This window comes from Vreelandella aquamarina (assembly GCF_900110265.1).
Taxonomy (GTDB): domain Bacteria; phylum Pseudomonadota; class Gammaproteobacteria; order Pseudomonadales; family Halomonadaceae; genus Vreelandella; species Vreelandella aquamarina.
Genome location: NZ_FODB01000025.1, coordinates 1 through 14,438, shown reverse-complemented (window position 1 = coordinate 14,438; position 14,438 = coordinate 1). Strand labels below are relative to the sequence as shown.

Here is a 14,438-nt window from a genome sequence, read left to right as displayed (position 1 = left end):
CATTAGCAAAAAGTGATGACTAAACCTTCAACGCAGCGCTGTTAACGATATGAGCACAGCAACAGGGGGTTAGTTGCGTGAAATATTGTGGCAACCCCACAATGCAACGCGCCGCCTGAGAAGGCGGCGCTTGAGAGCTCAACGTCAGAGCAGTTTTTAGCGGCGGTAATGCTCAAGCACGAACGTCAAGCACGGCTTTCACATCGGCCAACAGCTGATCGAGCAATTCAACGGTGGTGTTCCAAGCGCAGACGAACCGCGCTCCGCCGGCACCGATGAAGGTATAAAAGGTCCATCCTTTGGCTTTCAACGCTTCGATGGCGTGAGGTGGCAATTCAACGAATACGCTGTTGGCCTGGGTGGGGAACATCAGCGAAACACCCGGCAACGCCTGTAGCCCTTCCGATAGATAACGCGCCATGGCGTTGGCATGTTCGGCATTGGTTAGCCAAGCACCGCTTTCCAGCAGGCCCAGCCAGGGCGCTGATACGTAGCGCATTTTCGATGCTAGCTGCCCCGCCTGCTTGCATCGGTAGGAGAAGTCTTCCGCCAGCTCGCGATTGAAGAACAGGATTGCCTCGCCAAACGCCAAGCCGTTCTTGGTGCCCGAGAAGCACAGTGCATCGACGCCCACTTGCCATGTCAGCTCTGCTGGCGATGCATTGAGGCTTGCACAAGCATTGGCAAAGCGTGCACCGTCCATGTGCAGCCGAAGGTCATGCTTATCTGCCATGGCGCGAATGGCCAGCAGCTCTTCGCGGGAGTAGACGGTGCCTACTTCGGTAGCCTGGGTGAGCGAGACGACTTTCGGTTTCGGGTAGTGGATATCGCTGCGCTTGGTCACCAGCGCTTCAATTCCTTGCGGCGTGAGTTTGCCGTTCGCCCCTGGTGAAGTCAGCAGCTTGGCGCCGTTGGAGAAAAACTCCGGCCCACCACACTCATCGGTTTCAATATGCGCCAGCTCATGGCAAATCACGCTGTGGTAGCTGCGCCCCATCGCGGAGAGCGCCAATGAGTTGGCTGCAGTTCCGTTGAACACGAAGAACACGTCGCAATCGTAGTCGAACATTTCCCGAAAACGGTCGGCGGCGCGGGCGGTCCAGCGGTCATTGCCGTAGGCGAGGTCATCCGCCTGGTTGGCTTCGAGTAAATACTGCATCGCCTCCGGGCAGATACCGGAGGTATTATCACTGGCTAAAAATCGTGGGGTACACTCCGAGGGCATGACGATAATCCTTTTGTCTGACGGTCGTGCGGCGCAGGCTGGGTGCCACCCGCGCCTTAAATCCCTAACGTGGCTTAGTAGTTAGGGTGATCCATCAGTCTATCGCCATTTTAGCGTTAACGTCACGCCCCCATGCGAGTTACAGCGAGGCCGCCAGCCGGGTGCCTTGATCAATAGCGCGCTTGGCATCCAATTCGGCCGCTTCATCTGCGCCGCCAATCACATGCACGCGGCTACCCGCTTGGGCCAGCGGCGAAATCAAGTCGCGTACCGACTCTTGGCCTGCGCACACCACAATGGTGTCCACCTCGACCACCTGCTCTTGCCCTTCGCGGCGGATGTGTAAGCCCGCATCGTCGATGCGCACATACTCGCAGCCGGCCAGTGTTTCTACGCCACGCTGCTTTAACGAGGCACGATGCACCCAACCCGTGGTTTTACCCAGGTTTTTGCCTGGCTTAGAGCTTTTTCGCTGCAGCATCACAATGCTGCGCGGTGAACGTGGCGGCTGCGGCGCTTTTAAGCCGCCCCGTTCGCCCACTGCTAAATCCACGCCCCACTCATCGCACCATGCGGCCACCTCCATGGTGGGGTGCCCCTCGTGGGAAAGCAGCTCCGAAACATCAAAACCAATGCCGCCTGCCCCAATCACCGCCACGCGCTTGCCTACTCGTTCAGGCTGCTCAATGGCGTCTGCATAGCTCAGCACGCTGGGGTGGTCGGCCCCAGGTAACGCCAGTTCACGGGGCACCACCCCCGTGGCAATCACGATTTCGTCAAAATCTGCCAGGGCGCCTACAGTGGCTTCGGTGTTTAAGCGCACGTCCACCGCGTGCTTTTCGAGCATGACGCGGAAGTAGCGCAGAGTTTCGTTAAACTCTTCTTTACCGGGGATTTTGCGAGCGTAGTTAAACTGCCCACCCAACTCGCTGCGCCGCTCAAAGAGCACCACGGCATGCCCACGACTGGCCGCCGCTACTGCTGTGGCAAGCCCCGCTGGGCCGCCGCCGACCACCGCTACCCGCTTAGGTGTTTGCGCAGGCGCCAGAGTGATCTCGGTTTCGTGGCAGGCACGGGGGTTGACCAAGCAGGAAGTCAGCTTGCCCATAAAGGTGTGATCCAAGCAGGCCTGGTTACAGGCGATGCAGGTATTGATCTCCTTCGCCAAGCCCGCCTCGGCTTTACGCACCCACTCGGGGTCAGCCAAAAACGGACGCGCCATCGACACCATATCCGCATGGCCCTCGGCCAGTACGCGCTCAGCCACCTCCGGCATATTGATGCGGTTGGTGGTAATCAGCGGAATCGACAGCGCCGCGCGAATGCGGCGGGTGACTTCGGTAAACGCGGCCCGGGGCACGCTGGTCACGATGGTCGGCACCCGTGCCTCGTGCCAGCCAATGCCGGTATTGATGACGTTCGCGCCAGCGGCTTCAATGGCCTGGCCCAGTTGTACGACCTCTTCCCAGGAGCTGCCCTCTTCCACCAGATCAATCATCGACAGGCGGAAGATCAGCAGGAAGCGCTCGCCAACCGCTTGGCGAATACGCTTGACGATCTCGACAGGGAAACGCATACGCCGCTCAAAATCGCCGCCCCAGTCGTCGTCACGCTGGTTGGTGCGGCGGCAAATAAACTGGTTGATCAAATAGCCTTCCGAGCCCATGACCTCTACGCCGTCGTAGCCCGCCTGCTGGGCGAGCGTAGCGCAGCGAACATAGTCGGCAATCTGCTGCTCTACCTCTTCACTGGAGAGCGCTCGGGGGGTGAACGGGTTGATGGGGGCTTGCAGCGCCGAGGGGGCCACCAGCTCTGGTGAGTAAGCGTAGCGCCCGGCATGCAAAATTTGCATGCATAGGTGCCCACCGGCGGCATGTACCGCGTCGACAACGTGGCGGTGCTCCGCCACTTGAGACTCCTCTGTCAGCGCGTTGGCACCTTGAAATACCGCCCCTTCGGCATTGGGCGCAATGCCACCCGTCACAATCAGGCTTACCCCTGCACGCGCGCGCTCTGCATAGAACGCTGCCAAGCGCTCAAAGCCATTCGGCGCTTCTTCTAAATTGGTGTGCATGGACCCCATCAATACGCGGTTAGGCAGCGTTAAATGTCCCACGGTTAATGGACGAAATAGGTGCGGATAAGCTGGCGCTTGGCGCATCACGGTGCTCCTTCACTGTTATTAGTACGGCGTGCAATCAATGGCTTGCCACTCACATTCAAACAAGCGTATGACATAGCGCTGGCTACGTACAGACTTTTACCACGCAACTGTATCGCCTTTTTATCCAGACGATAGTCGCTATATCGACTACCTTCCCCCTTGCCCCTGGCGGCAAAGCGCGTCAAATTAACCGGCTAACGATCAGGGATTGAATCTAGGGAATGTGCTATGCCATTGATTTACTTTTTACCGCCGCTGGCCACCGTACTGATATGGTCCGGCAATATGACCATCAACCAGCTTTCGGTAGATGCCATTGCTCCTAGCAGTATCGCGTTTTTACGCTGGCTGCTCGCCCTCGTCGTCATGACTCCTTTTGTGCTGCCGGCCGTACTGCGTCACAAAGATGAGATCGTGCGTAACTGGCCAAAGCTCGCTCTGCTAGGGCTTTTAGGGATGGGGCTATGGCAGGGGCTGGCTTATATCGCTGCTGAAACTACCACCGCCACCAATATGGGCATTCTTGCAGCAATGGTGCCGCTGCTCACGGTGCTATTGAGCGCGCTAATTTTGAAGGAACCACCCACATTAGGCGGCGTCGTAGGCGGCGTGCTCGCCTTTATCGGCGTCACCGTGCTGCTGGGCCGCGGCAACCCACTTTCTCTGCTGCAGTTAGAGGTGGCGCAGGGCGACGCGTTAATGGTGGTCGCCGCCACCTGCTATGCGCTTTATGGCGTGATGCTCAAACGCTGGGCGATGAATCTGCCTCCTTGGGTCATGCTCTATGCCCAGGTCTGTTTTGCCGTGTTGTTCTTGCTGCCACCCTACTTGATGGGCCCCATGACGCCGGTGGATGGGAAGAACGTTTGGCTGATCCTGTACGCAGGCATTCCTGCTTCCGTTATTACCACGTTCTTGTGGATGCGAGCGGTCCGCCAAATCGGCGCTAACCAGGCGAGTATCTTTATCAACCTTATGCCGCTATTTAGCGCGCTGATTGCCATGGCGTTACTGGGTGAACAGGTATCGGGGTTCCACTTTATAGGTGGGCTGTTAATCCTTGCCGGGGTGATCATGGCGCAAACGCTGACACGTCCGTTGGTACGCGCGGCAGCCGCCCGTAAAACGCAAAGCGTACAGCAGTGATACAATAGGCCAACTTCATTTTATGAATGGGAACCCCTGACCTATGTCCCTAGAAGACCTGCACCTCAATCTGCGTAACCTCACCAGCGACGACTACGAGCAGCTGAAATCGCTGATGGATGCGGTGTATCACGATATTGGTGGCGCTTGGCCTAAGCACACCATCGATAAGCTGATCCAGGAGTTTCCCGACGGCCAGATTGCCATTGAAGACGACGGCGTACTGGTGGGCGTCGCCCTCACCGTGCAGGTGGATTACGACGAGTTCTCCAACCCGCACAAATACGACGATTTGATCGGCCATCGTGAAATCATCCTGAACAATCCGGAAGGCGATGCCATGTACGGGCTGGATGTACTGATCCACCCAGACTATCGCGGCTACCGCCTGGGCCGCCGCCTATACGAAGCGCGTAAAGAGCTGTGCCGTTCGCTCAACCTGCGGGCTATTTTGGCGGGCGGACGTATTCCCGAGTATCACCAGCACGCCAGCGAGCTAACCCCGGCCCAGTACATCGACAAAGTCTCCCGCAAAGAGATTTACGACCCGATTCTGTCGTTCCAGCTTGCCAACGACTTCCAGGTCAAACGTCTGTTACGCAAGTACCTGCCGGAAGACGAGCAGTCGCGTGGCTACGCCACGCTGTTGGAGTGGAACAATATTCTGTTCGAGCCCGCTGAAAACGTGCTAGACACTCGCCCCACTCAGGTACGCGTGGGCGCGGTGCAGTGGCAAATGCGTGAGTTCGCCTCCGTGGAGGCTGCGCTGCAGCAAATCGAGTATTTCGTCGATGCGTTGTCGGATTATCAAAGCGACTTTGCCGTTTTCCCGGAGCTGTTCACCACGCCACTCATGGGCCTGCAGGATCGCGCCGCGCAGAAAGACCAGACCGCTGCCATCCGCTTTTTGGCGGGCTTCACCGACCGTTTCAAGAGCGAGCTGTCGCGGATGGCGGTGTCCTACAACATCAACATCGTCGGTGGTTCGATGATCGAGGTGGGTGAGGATGACCGTCTTTATAACGTGGCTTACCTGTTCCATCGGGACGGCGAGGTGGAGAAACAGTCCAAGCTGCATATCACCCCGCAGGAGCGGCGCGACTGGGTGATCGAAGGCGGCGACGATCTGCAGGTGTTCGATACCGATGCAGGCCGTGTCGGCATCCTGATCTGCTACGACGTGGAATTCCCGGAACTGGGCCGCCTGCTGGCCGACCAGGACATGGACATTCTGTTCGTGCCGTTCTGGGTCGACACCAAAAATGGCTACCTTCGGGTACGCCACTGCGCTCAGGCTCGGGCTATCGAGAACGAGTGCTACGTGGTCATCTGCGGAAGCGTCGGCAACCTGCCGTCCATCGAGAACCTGGATATCCAGTATGCCCAGTCGGCGGTATTCACCCCCTCCGACTTTGCCTTCCCCCATGACGCAGTGCTGGCCGAAACCACGCCCAACACCGAGATGATCATCTTCTCGGACCTGGACTTGACCCGCCTGACCGTAGTGCGTGCAGAAGGCTCGGTCACCAACCTCAAGGACCGCCGCAAGGATCTCTTCGACCTGCGCTGGCGGGACTGGTCGCTGAAGTCCGGCAGTAGGCAAGAAGACTAACGCTCAACCTGCGAGCCACTACGCATAAGTACGCCAACGCCGCCCACCGGGCGGCGTTTTGTCATTCACAAATCGCTATTCACAGCTTTCTATTCACACCTCCCTATTAACCACTCACCCAAGAGCTACTCATCCGGCCAAACAAGGTGGCTCGGCACGCGGCCTTTGGCATCGAACGCGACGCCCTCGGCACGCAGCTTTTCGTGCTGGCGTGCCGCGCCGCCGTGGTCAGCCAGTTTGAGTGACGCGGAAATGACACGATGCCAGGGTAGCTGATGCCCCTCGGGCAGGTGACGCATGGCCGACCCCACCATGCGCGCCGTTGCTCCTTCGGTCATCTTGGCAATGCGGCCATAGGTCGTCACCCGCCCCGCCGGAATTTGATCGACAATAGTGTAAATCTGTTCGAGCAGTTCCGGGCGTGGCATGACAACCTCGTTTGGCTTATGGCGTTGGTTTAGAGCGCTTCGACAAGCTGATCAATGGCTTGGAAGGCTTCTTTCAGGGCAGCATCGCGGTGAGCGTCGCCCATGTTCAAACCTTCAGCAAACACCACTTCCACATCGCTAATGCCCATCAGGCCCAACATGGTTTTCAGGTGCGGCGTTTGGCTATCGAACTCGGTGCCCGCGTATTGACCGCCACGAGCGGCCAGAATGATAGCTCGCTTGCCTTCGATCAGCCCCTGGGGGCCGTTTTCGGTGTAGCGAAACGTTTCACCGGCGCGCAGCACGCGGTCAAACCACGCTTTCAGCTGGGTGGGAATGCCCAGGTTGTACATCGGCACCGCCAGTACCAGCACGTCGTTAGCGCGCAGCTCTGCCAGCAGCTCATCCGAGTGCGCGGCCAGCGCCTGTTGCTCGGTGGTGCGCTCGTCAGCCGGGGTCTGCCACGCACCCAGCTCTTCGATAGCAAGGTGCGGCAGCGCGTTGGCAACGACATCGCGGTGGGTCACGGCGACGCCATCACGTGCAGCGGCCTGCTGCTGAAAATGGCTCGCCAGCGCGTTGGACTGGCCGTTGTCGCCGAGGATAGAAGAGGTCACTAACAGGGCACGAGTGGTCATGAAAATTCCTTAAAAACAGAGAGAAGGTTGGGCGCTATTCTACGGCGCTTTTCGGTGAGCAAAAGCGCAACGTTTTCCGAGTTTCATTCGACAAAATCGAACCTTCTGACCTCATGAAAACGCCCCGCCCACGCTGCACTTTGGCAACGTGAAGCGGGGCGTTAAGCACTTAACTCGCGCCTGTTACTTCTGCTTAGGCCACGCGTTGGGATCGACCTTTTTGGCCAGTTTCGGGAACTGGCTGGGGTCGAAGACCGGTTCTTTACCCGCCTTGAGCTGCGTGTCGTAATCTTTGAACAGCGCAAAGGCAATGGGCGATAGCAGCAGAATCGCCACCAGGTTGATGATCGCCATCATACCCATGGAGAGATCCGCAAAATTCCAGATCGCGCCAAGGCTGGCTACGGAACCCACCATGATCATGCCTAGCACGGCAAAGCGGTAAATCATCACCGCCACCGGCGCACGGCGGCCTGCCAGATACTCAATGTTGGATTCGCCGTAGGAGTAGTTGGCAATCACCGAGGTAAAGGCAAACAACAGAATAGCGATGGCGATAAACATGCCGCCCCAGTCTCCTACGTGGCTGGAGAGCGCCATCTGCGTTAGCTGGATACCGTTGCTGTTCTCACCTGCCAGCAGCTCCGGCCCAGCCATAATGATGATTGCTGCCGTCGCGGTACAGATCACCAGGGTATCCAGAAAAACACCCAGCATTTGAATAAAACCCTGAGCCGCCGGATGATCCGGGCGGGTGCTGGCAGTCGCTGCCGCATTAGGCGCAGACCCCATACCCGCTTCGTTAGAGAACAAGCCGCGCTGAATGCCGTTCATAATCGCTTGGGAAATGGCATAGCCCATCGCCCCACCAGCGGCCTGCTCGATACCAAAAGCGCTCTGCACGATCGTCATGATGGCAGCGGGCAGGTCGTTGATATTGAGCGCCACAACGACCAGCGCCAAGATCAGGTACAGCAGTGCCATCAGCGGCACTACCAGCTCAGCCACTTTAGCAATCGACTTCAAACCACCGAAAATAATCGGCGCGACGATGGCCATCAAGACTAACCCCATGACCCAGGTGGGAATGGCAAATGCCTGCTCCATGGCCTGGGCGATGGAGTTGGCCTGTACGCTGTTGAACGCCAGCCCAAACGCAATAATCAGGCAGATCGAAAACAGGACCGCCAGCCAGCGCAGCCCCAGGCCGCGTTCGATGTAGCGCGCCGGGCCACCACGAAAGGTGTTATCGCCATGGTAGGTTTTGTACGCCTGGGCCAGCGTGGATTCTACAAAGCTGGTGGCCATACCCACCATCGCGGTCATCCACATCCAGAAAATCGCGCCTGGGCCGCCGAAGTAGATCGCCACCGCAACGCCCGCTAGGTTACCCGTGCCCACCCGCGCGGCGAGACTGGTAGAGAGCGCCTGGAACGAGGAAATACCGCCGTTGGACTGCCGGGAGCCGCGCAGCAGCTTGAACATATGTCCGAAATAACGAATTTGAATAGCACGGGTCATGACCGTGAAATAGAGGCCGGCACCGATGAGCAGGTAAATCAGCACACTGCCCCATAACAGCCCATTACCGCGGTCCACCATCGCGGTCAACAGGGGAGGAAGAGTAAAATCCATACCAAACACACCTTTTTTAAAACAAAGAAGGCGCATCATTCTTCACGGTTGCACCAAAATGGCAAGAAAATTGGTGAATTTACTCATTATCAGCAAAAAAAACTAACAACCGAATACGCTGACTGATGGCCACCTGGGTAACTCCCAACTCACTACCGGCGGCAGTAAAGCTCAGGGTGCGGACAGCAGACTCAAAGGCTTGTGGCCATAACAGCGGTGGTAATTGGCTCATGAAAAAGCTACCTATAAATTAAACAAAGTCTTTGGGGCTAATGCCAGTCAGTTAAGCCTGACTGGCATTAGGCTTGGTACCGCGCTTATAAAGTGCTGTGGCAACTCTTCCACAGCGATGCCCATCAGTTGGAGTTCACCTTAAAACCGGGCCAGATGGTGGCGTTCGATAATCGTCGCGTGCTTCACGGCCGCAGGGAGTTCGATCCCAATAGCGGTGCTCACCATCTTCAGGGCACCTATCTAGACCGCGATATGCTGGCTTCGCGCCTGCGTGTTCTCGCTCGTACCACCGCGTAATCACAATAACCTAAGCAAGAAGATCCCCTTCCATGACGCGTTTAACCCGTCCACTCGTTTCTACCATTGCCCTAAGCTTGGCAGGCGTTACCACCCAAGCCGCCCTTGCTGATGACGCCACGCTCGATTTCGGCGTCCCGGCCTGGGGCGCTTATCTCAAAAAAGTCATTCAATGGACTGCCGCTAGGGCGCAGTACAGCCGTTCAATGTGGCCAGTAAGCGGCGCGAACCACCCTGTTCACGGTGCTCACCTAACCACACCCCTTGCCAGGTGCCAAGGGCTAAGCGGCCATCGCGTACCGCAAGGCTAAGCTGAGTGCCTAGCAGGCTAGAGGCCACATGGGCAGGCATGTCATCAGGGCCTTCTAAGGTGTGCTGGAAGTAGCTCAGCCCTTCGGGCACTAAGCGGCGAATAAAGGCATCCAGATCATGACGAACATCTGGGTCGGTGTTTTCATTGAGCGTTAACGAGGCGGAAGTGTGCATCAGCTGTAAATGCAGCAGCCCTTGGTGGCACTCTGCCAAACAGGGCAGCGCCCTGACAATCTCATCGGTAATCAGGTGAAAGCCCCGAGGCATTTCCGGCAAGTGAATCTCTTGTTGATGCCACATAATCACTCCTTTGTTATCAGCATTGTTAAGAGGATACGGTAACAGACATACCATAGCCTATTTCCTCTGCTTGCCGTGTAGCCCCCAGCAAGGGACCATCGCACGCAGTGCCCCACACTGATAGATTTAATGTTTATTGTTCAAGTGTTCACCAAGGAGCGAGATGATGAAATCCGCATGGCGGCCAAGGAGCATGGCCACGCTGGCAGCGGTTGCCGCTACCGGCACACTGCTGATCGGCTGCACCGGTATTCCCGATGGCACCGAACCCGTCTCTGGTTTTGAGCTAGAGCGCTATTTGGGCGAGTGGTACGAAATTGCCCGCCTGGATCACTCCTTTGAAGAGGGGTTGGACTGCGTCACAGCTACCTACAGCCTGCGTGACGATGGCGGCGTTAAGGTAATCAACCGGGGCTACAACCTGGAAGAGCAAGCCTGGGATGAAGCCGAGGGGCGCGCCTACTTTATTGATGATGAGAGCGTTGGGCGGCTGAAGGTCAGCTTCTTTGGCCCGTTTTACGGCGGCTATAACGTCCTTGAGCTAGATGACGACTACCAGTGGGCATTGGTGGCAGGCCCCAACCGCGACTACCTATGGATTCTGGCCCGCACGCCAACCCTTGAAGGCGACGTGGAGCAGCGCCTGCGCCAGCGCGCCGCCGAGCTGGACTTCCCCACCGATGAGCTGATTGACGTGGTGCAGGACCAAACCTGCCCAGGCCGCTAGCGCACCCCGCCTGTCAGCCATTGGGCAAGGCGGGCACCCTGCCCGCCATTTCCCGCTGTAAAAAATCAATGAAGGCGCTAATGCGCGTCGGTATATGGCGGCGGTGCTCAAACACGGCATAAAAGTCAGCGCGCACGCCCTGCCAATCGGGCAGCAGCGTGTGCAGCGCGCCGCTAGCCAAGTGTTCGTTCACATCCCACCAGGAGCGCAGCATCACGCCGTGGCCATCCAGCGCTAAGCGGGTAATCACCTCGCCGTCGTTACTGGCCAGTTGCCCGCTAACTTTCACCGCCTGGCGCTGCGTCGAGTGGCGATGCTCAAAGCGCCATAGTGGGAAGTCGCTATCGTTTTCACGAATTACCAGGCAGCTGTGTTGGGCAAGATCGCTCGGCACGTTCAGCGCGGGCATTTTCGCCATATAGCTTGGCGAGGCGCACAGCACTCGCCGGTTGGGCAGAATACGCTTGGCGACTAGGCGCGAATCCGGCGGCTCGCCAATGCGAATCCCCACATCAAAACCGTGATCGCTTAAATTGAGTGGGAAATTCGTCAGTTCCAGCCAGCTCTCCACCGCCGGGTGTTCTGCGCAAAAATGTGAGAGCAGTGGCGCAATATGCCGCCTGCCAAAGCCAAAGGTCGCGTTGACCCGCAGCCGTCCAGTAAGCCCTTGGCTCGCGGTATCGCTGAGTGCGCTCTCCAGCGTTTGCAGCTCTTCTAAAATCAGCCCACCTTGAGTGAGATAGCGCTCCCCCTCGGCGGTCAGCGTCAAGCGGCGAGTGGTACGCGCCGCCAGCGTCACGCCAAGCCGGGCTTCTAGCTGCTTTAAGCGTTTGCTGACGGCCGAGAGTGACAGCCCCAGCTCTCGGGCGGTGGCGGTTAAGCTCCCTGCCCGGGCCAGCTGCTGAAAAAAGGCGAGGTCATCCAGCATCATGTGATTCTTCACTTTAAGGCAACAATAGCTTGCATAGTAGCCTGATTATCTCGTCGCCAACAGGCGCTACACTCATACCACGAAAACACGCCCTGCTATTTTGTGACGTCTAATAAAACAAGGAGCCCCCATGGCCCATCGTATTGCAGTCATCGCTGGCGACGGTATCGGTACCGAAGTGATGCCAGAAGGCATCCGCGCACTAGAAGCCACCGCCAAGCGCTTCAATATCGACCTGGAATTCACCACGTTTGAGTTTGGTAGCTGCGACTACTACCTGGAACACGGCAAGATGCTGCCCGACGACTGGTTTGAGCAGCTCAAAGGCTTTGACGCGCTGTTCTATGGAGCGGTGGGCTGGCCAGAAAAAGTGCCGGACCATATTTCGCTATGGGGTTCGCTGCTGCAGTTCCGCCGCCAGTTCGATCAATACATCAATCTGCGCCCCTGCAAACTGATGCCGGGCATCAAGAGCCCGCTGGCCGGTCGCGCTCCGGGGGATATCGACTTCTACGTGGTGCGTGAAAACACCGAAGGCGAATACTCCAGTATCGGCGGGAAGATGTTCGAAGGCACCGAGCGTGAAATCGTCATTCAGGAAACGGTGATGAGCCGTACCGGCGTGGACCGCGTGCTGAAGTACGCCTTCGATCTAGCGCAAACCCGCCCGCGTAAAAAGCTTACCTCGGCCACGAAGTCCAACGGTATCTCCATCACCATGCCCTACTGGGATGAACGCGTGGCCGAAATGGCCAAGCAGTACCCAGAGATCGCCGTGGATAAGTTCCACATTGATATTTTGACCGCCAACTTTGTGCTGCACCCGGACTGGTTTGATGTAGTGGTAGGCAGCAACCTGTTTGGCGATATTCTTTCCGACTTAGGCCCGGCCTGCACCGGCACCATCGGCATTGCGCCCTCCGCCAACATCAACCCGGAAGGCAAATTCCCCAGCCTGTTCGAGCCGGTTCATGGCAGCGCACCCGACATTGCGGGCAAGGGCATTGCCAACCCCATCGGCCAAATCTGGTCAGGCGCCATGATGTTGGAACATCTGGGACACAAGGAAGCCGCCGACGCCATGGTCGAGGCCATCGAAGCCGTGCTGGGCGAAGGCGATAGCCAAGTGCTCACCCGCGACGTAGGTGGCCAGGGCACTACGGTAAGCCTAGGGAACGCCATTGCCGAGCGGATTGGCGGCTAATCCCCTATAAAAACAACGCCCCATAACGAGCAACGCCTCGCTGCATTAACAGTGAGGCGTTGCTCGTTTTCAGCTAGCATTTTTAGCTAACGATTAACTCGCCAGCTTAGCGGCAATTTCAGCCACGTGTTTACCCTGGAAGCGGGCAATTTTCAGCTCGCGGTCATCCGGCTGGCGGGAGCCATCACCGCCGGCCAGCGTTGCAGCACCATAGGGCGTGCCGCCGCTTACTTTCGAAATATCAAACTGCTCTTCAATGCCGTAGCCAATCGGCACGATGACCATGCCGTGGTGGGCCAGGGTGGTCCAGGTGGAGGTAATGGTCATCTCGTCGCCACCGCCGGTACCGGTCGAGGTGAATACGCTCGCCACCTTGCCACGCAGCGCGCCGTTGGCCCACAAACCACCGGTTTGGTCGAGGAAGGTACGCATCTGGCCGGCCATGTTGCCAAAGCGAGTGGGCGTGCCGAAGATGATGGCATCGTAATCGGCCAGCTCTTGGGGCGTGGCTTCCGGCGTGGTGAAATCCTGCTTGCCGCCCGCGTTTTTGAACACCTCTTCCGGCATAGTTTCGGGCACGCGTTTGACCGTGACCTCTACGCCATCAACACCCTTTGCCCCCTCCGCCACAGCGGCTGCTAAGGTATCGATATGTCCATACATGGAATAATAAAGTACCAGTACCTTCGTCATTACTCACTCCTTTGGACTTGCATTCAAGCATCAGACAGGTTGCCCACAGCGGGCAGTGAAAACTCATTGAAACATAGCGCAGTTAAGCGTAGATAAAAGCGAATGTTTTCGACGCCGCGCTTCGATTTCATCGATGTGCCGACCTTGCACTTGTGCCACTTCAGCACTAAAAGCGCTGGGCCTGAAAACGCTTGTAGCGATCTGCCATAAGCGTTTTTTGTACCAACAACTTTCATCTTCCCACCGACCATTTTCACGCGAACGACGTCCCCACTTGTGGTCAACGGCCAGCGTGGTAAAGGTAGGGTAACAAAAAGCGAATGCCCATGCTTAAGGACACTTTCATGCTAGGCCAATGGCTCGACTGGACGCTTGACGGCGAACGCCCTTCCCCGCGCATCGGCCGCTTCCCAAGCGGCACTTACCATCTTCATGGGCCAGGTGTTCTGGAACTAACGCCCAATATTTTGCGCCCAGAGGCCCGCGCCTGTGTGTTTTCTGCGGCGATACACGGTAACGAAACCGCTCCTGTGGAACTCCTTGGCGACTGGCTCAGCGCTCTAGCAGCCTGTCGGACTTTCCGTTGCACCGTGAGATACTGACCACCGTCATCGCCGAGCTGAGAAGATCGCCATGAGCCGCTTCATCCCTGTGGATCGCCAGACCGATTACCTGCTGCCGCCTTCGGTAGACGAGTGGTTGCCCGATGGTCACCTGGCGCGGTTCGTTGTCGATGTTGTCGAACAACTGGACCTCTCGACGTTGACCCGGCGTTACATGGGGCGGGGTTCCAAGGCACATCACCCGGCGGTGCTACTGAGCCTGCTGATCTACGGCTACGCCACCGGGGTGGTCTCCAGCCGCAAGATCGAGCGTGCCACCTATGACTCGG

The 14,438-nt window shown here is 57.7% G+C and carries 14 protein-coding genes and 3 pseudogenes; 7 read left to right on the top strand and 10 right to left on the bottom strand.

Annotated features, from left to right (window positions below):
• Positions 1-172 precede the first annotated feature (172 nt).
• Positions 173-1,225, bottom strand: a complete 1,053-nt coding sequence (locus BMY49_RS08580) for a threonine aldolase family protein (RefSeq protein ID WP_044628481.1) — start codon at positions 1,223-1,225, stop codon at positions 173-175.
• A gap of 139 nt (positions 1,226-1,364) precedes the next feature.
• Positions 1,365-3,386: an NADPH-dependent 2,4-dienoyl-CoA reductase gene (locus tag BMY49_RS08575; RefSeq protein ID WP_089675393.1), complete on the bottom strand. Its 2,022-nt coding sequence runs from the start codon at positions 3,384-3,386 to the stop codon at positions 1,365-1,367.
• 231 nt (positions 3,387-3,617) lie between these two features.
• Here BMY49_RS08575 and BMY49_RS08570 point away from each other — a divergent pair, with 231 nt between their 5' ends.
• A complete protein-coding gene (locus tag BMY49_RS08570) occupies positions 3,618-4,535 on the top strand; it encodes a DMT family transporter (RefSeq protein WP_044628479.1) in 918 nt (305 codons plus the stop codon).
• Between the two features lie 43 nt (positions 4,536-4,578).
• Positions 4,579-6,147: a bifunctional GNAT family N-acetyltransferase/carbon-nitrogen hydrolase family protein gene (locus BMY49_RS08565; RefSeq protein ID WP_062372754.1), complete on the top strand. Its 1,569-nt coding sequence runs from the start codon at positions 4,579-4,581 to the stop codon at positions 6,145-6,147.
• A gap of 125 nt (positions 6,148-6,272) precedes the next feature.
• Here BMY49_RS08565 and BMY49_RS08560 read toward each other — a convergent pair whose 3' ends face one another.
• From BMY49_RS08560 to BMY49_RS08545, 4 genes and pseudogenes are all read right to left on the bottom strand, one after another.
• Positions 6,273-6,575, bottom strand: coding sequence for an MGMT family protein (locus BMY49_RS08560; protein ID WP_058577101.1), 303 nt, complete (start codon positions 6,573-6,575; stop codon positions 6,273-6,275).
• 29 nt (positions 6,576-6,604) lie between these two features.
• On the bottom strand, positions 6,605-7,213 hold the full coding sequence (locus BMY49_RS08555) for an FMN-dependent NADH-azoreductase (RefSeq protein WP_062361695.1): 609 nt from the start codon (positions 7,211-7,213) through the stop codon (positions 6,605-6,607).
• 183 nt (positions 7,214-7,396) lie between these two features.
• On the bottom strand, positions 7,397-8,848 hold the full coding sequence (locus tag BMY49_RS08550) for an alanine/glycine:cation symporter family protein (protein WP_089675392.1): 1,452 nt from the start codon (positions 8,846-8,848) through the stop codon (positions 7,397-7,399).
• Between the two features lie 103 nt (positions 8,849-8,951).
• A pseudogene (locus BMY49_RS08545) lies at positions 8,952-9,080 on the bottom strand (LysR family transcriptional regulator); the annotation flags it as partial.
• Between the two features lie 71 nt (positions 9,081-9,151).
• On the opposite strand from BMY49_RS08545, the pseudogene BMY49_RS08540 reads away from it, so the two are divergent.
• Positions 9,152-9,379: pseudogene (locus tag BMY49_RS08540) on the top strand (TauD/TfdA family dioxygenase); the annotation flags it as partial.
• A 183-nt stretch (positions 9,380-9,562) separates the two neighbouring features.
• Here BMY49_RS08540 and BMY49_RS08535 read toward each other — a convergent pair.
• Positions 9,563-9,991: a secondary thiamine-phosphate synthase enzyme YjbQ gene (locus BMY49_RS08535; RefSeq protein WP_074210304.1), complete on the bottom strand. Its 429-nt coding sequence runs from the start codon at positions 9,989-9,991 to the stop codon at positions 9,563-9,565.
• 193 nt (positions 9,992-10,184) lie between these two features.
• Between BMY49_RS08535 and BMY49_RS08530 the strand changes: the two genes are divergently transcribed.
• A complete protein-coding gene (locus tag BMY49_RS08530; protein ID WP_089675391.1) occupies positions 10,185-10,718 on the top strand; it encodes a lipocalin family protein in 534 nt (177 codons plus the stop codon).
• 13 nt (positions 10,719-10,731) lie between these two features.
• Here the strand turns inward: BMY49_RS08530 and BMY49_RS08525 are convergent, their stop codons facing one another.
• Positions 10,732-11,649: a LysR family transcriptional regulator gene (locus BMY49_RS08525; RefSeq protein WP_089675390.1), complete on the bottom strand. Its 918-nt coding sequence runs from the start codon at positions 11,647-11,649 to the stop codon at positions 10,732-10,734.
• Positions 11,650-11,779: 130 nt separating this feature from the next.
• Here BMY49_RS08525 and BMY49_RS08520 point away from each other — a divergent pair, with 130 nt between their 5' ends.
• On the top strand, positions 11,780-12,853 hold the full coding sequence (locus tag BMY49_RS08520) for a tartrate dehydrogenase (RefSeq protein WP_089675389.1): 1,074 nt from the start codon (positions 11,780-11,782) through the stop codon (positions 12,851-12,853).
• 93 nt (positions 12,854-12,946) lie between these two features.
• Here BMY49_RS08520 and wrbA read toward each other — a convergent pair whose 3' ends face one another.
• Both wrbA and BMY49_RS08510 read right to left on the bottom strand, forming a co-directional pair.
• Positions 12,947-13,546, bottom strand: a complete 600-nt coding sequence (wrbA, locus tag BMY49_RS08515) for an NAD(P)H:quinone oxidoreductase (protein WP_044628470.1) — start codon at positions 13,544-13,546, stop codon at positions 12,947-12,949.
• Positions 13,547-13,569: 23 nt separating this feature from the next.
• The gene (locus tag BMY49_RS08510; RefSeq protein WP_143058120.1) at positions 13,570-13,803 is read right to left on the bottom strand and encodes a hypothetical protein; all 234 of its coding nucleotides are present in this window, start codon (positions 13,801-13,803) and stop codon (positions 13,570-13,572) included.
• Between the two features lie 87 nt (positions 13,804-13,890).
• On the opposite strand from BMY49_RS08510, the pseudogene BMY49_RS08505 reads away from it, so the two are divergent.
• Positions 13,891-14,115, top strand: a pseudogene (locus BMY49_RS08505) (succinylglutamate desuccinylase); the annotation flags it as partial.
• Positions 14,116-14,179: 64 nt separating this feature from the next.
• A partial coding sequence (locus tag BMY49_RS08500; RefSeq protein WP_143058119.1) for a transposase occupies positions 14,180-14,438 on the top strand: 259 nt, incomplete at its 3' end.

Excerpts from the sequence above, each read along its gene's own strand:
- BMY49_RS08580 (WP_044628481.1), bottom strand. The coding sequence starts at position 1,225 with ATGCCCTCGGAGTGTACCCCACGATTTTTAGCCAGTGATAATACCTCC.
- BMY49_RS08575 (WP_089675393.1), bottom strand. The coding sequence starts at position 3,386 with ATGCGCCAAGCGCCAGCTTATCCGCACCTATTTCGTCCATTAACCGTG.
- BMY49_RS08570 (WP_044628479.1), top strand. The coding sequence starts at position 3,618 with ATGCCATTGATTTACTTTTTACCGCCGCTGGCCACCGTACTGATATGG.
- BMY49_RS08565 (WP_062372754.1), top strand. The coding sequence starts at position 4,579 with ATGTCCCTAGAAGACCTGCACCTCAATCTGCGTAACCTCACCAGCGAC.
- BMY49_RS08560 (WP_058577101.1), bottom strand. The coding sequence starts at position 6,575 with ATGCCACGCCCGGAACTGCTCGAACAGATTTACACTATTGTCGATCAA.
- BMY49_RS08555 (WP_062361695.1), bottom strand. The coding sequence starts at position 7,213 with ATGACCACTCGTGCCCTGTTAGTGACCTCTTCTATCCTCGGCGACAAC.
- BMY49_RS08550 (WP_089675392.1), bottom strand. The coding sequence starts at position 8,848 with ATGGATTTTACTCTTCCTCCCCTGTTGACCGCGATGGTGGACCGCGGT.
- BMY49_RS08535 (WP_074210304.1), bottom strand. The coding sequence starts at position 9,991 with ATGTGGCATCAACAAGAGATTCACTTGCCGGAAATGCCTCGGGGCTTT.
- BMY49_RS08530 (WP_089675391.1), top strand. The coding sequence starts at position 10,185 with ATGGCCACGCTGGCAGCGGTTGCCGCTACCGGCACACTGCTGATCGGC.
- BMY49_RS08525 (WP_089675390.1), bottom strand. The coding sequence starts at position 11,649 with ATGATGCTGGATGACCTCGCCTTTTTTCAGCAGCTGGCCCGGGCAGGG.
- BMY49_RS08520 (WP_089675389.1), top strand. The coding sequence starts at position 11,780 with ATGGCCCATCGTATTGCAGTCATCGCTGGCGACGGTATCGGTACCGAA.
- wrbA (WP_044628470.1), bottom strand. The coding sequence starts at position 13,546 with ATGACGAAGGTACTGGTACTTTATTATTCCATGTATGGACATATCGAT.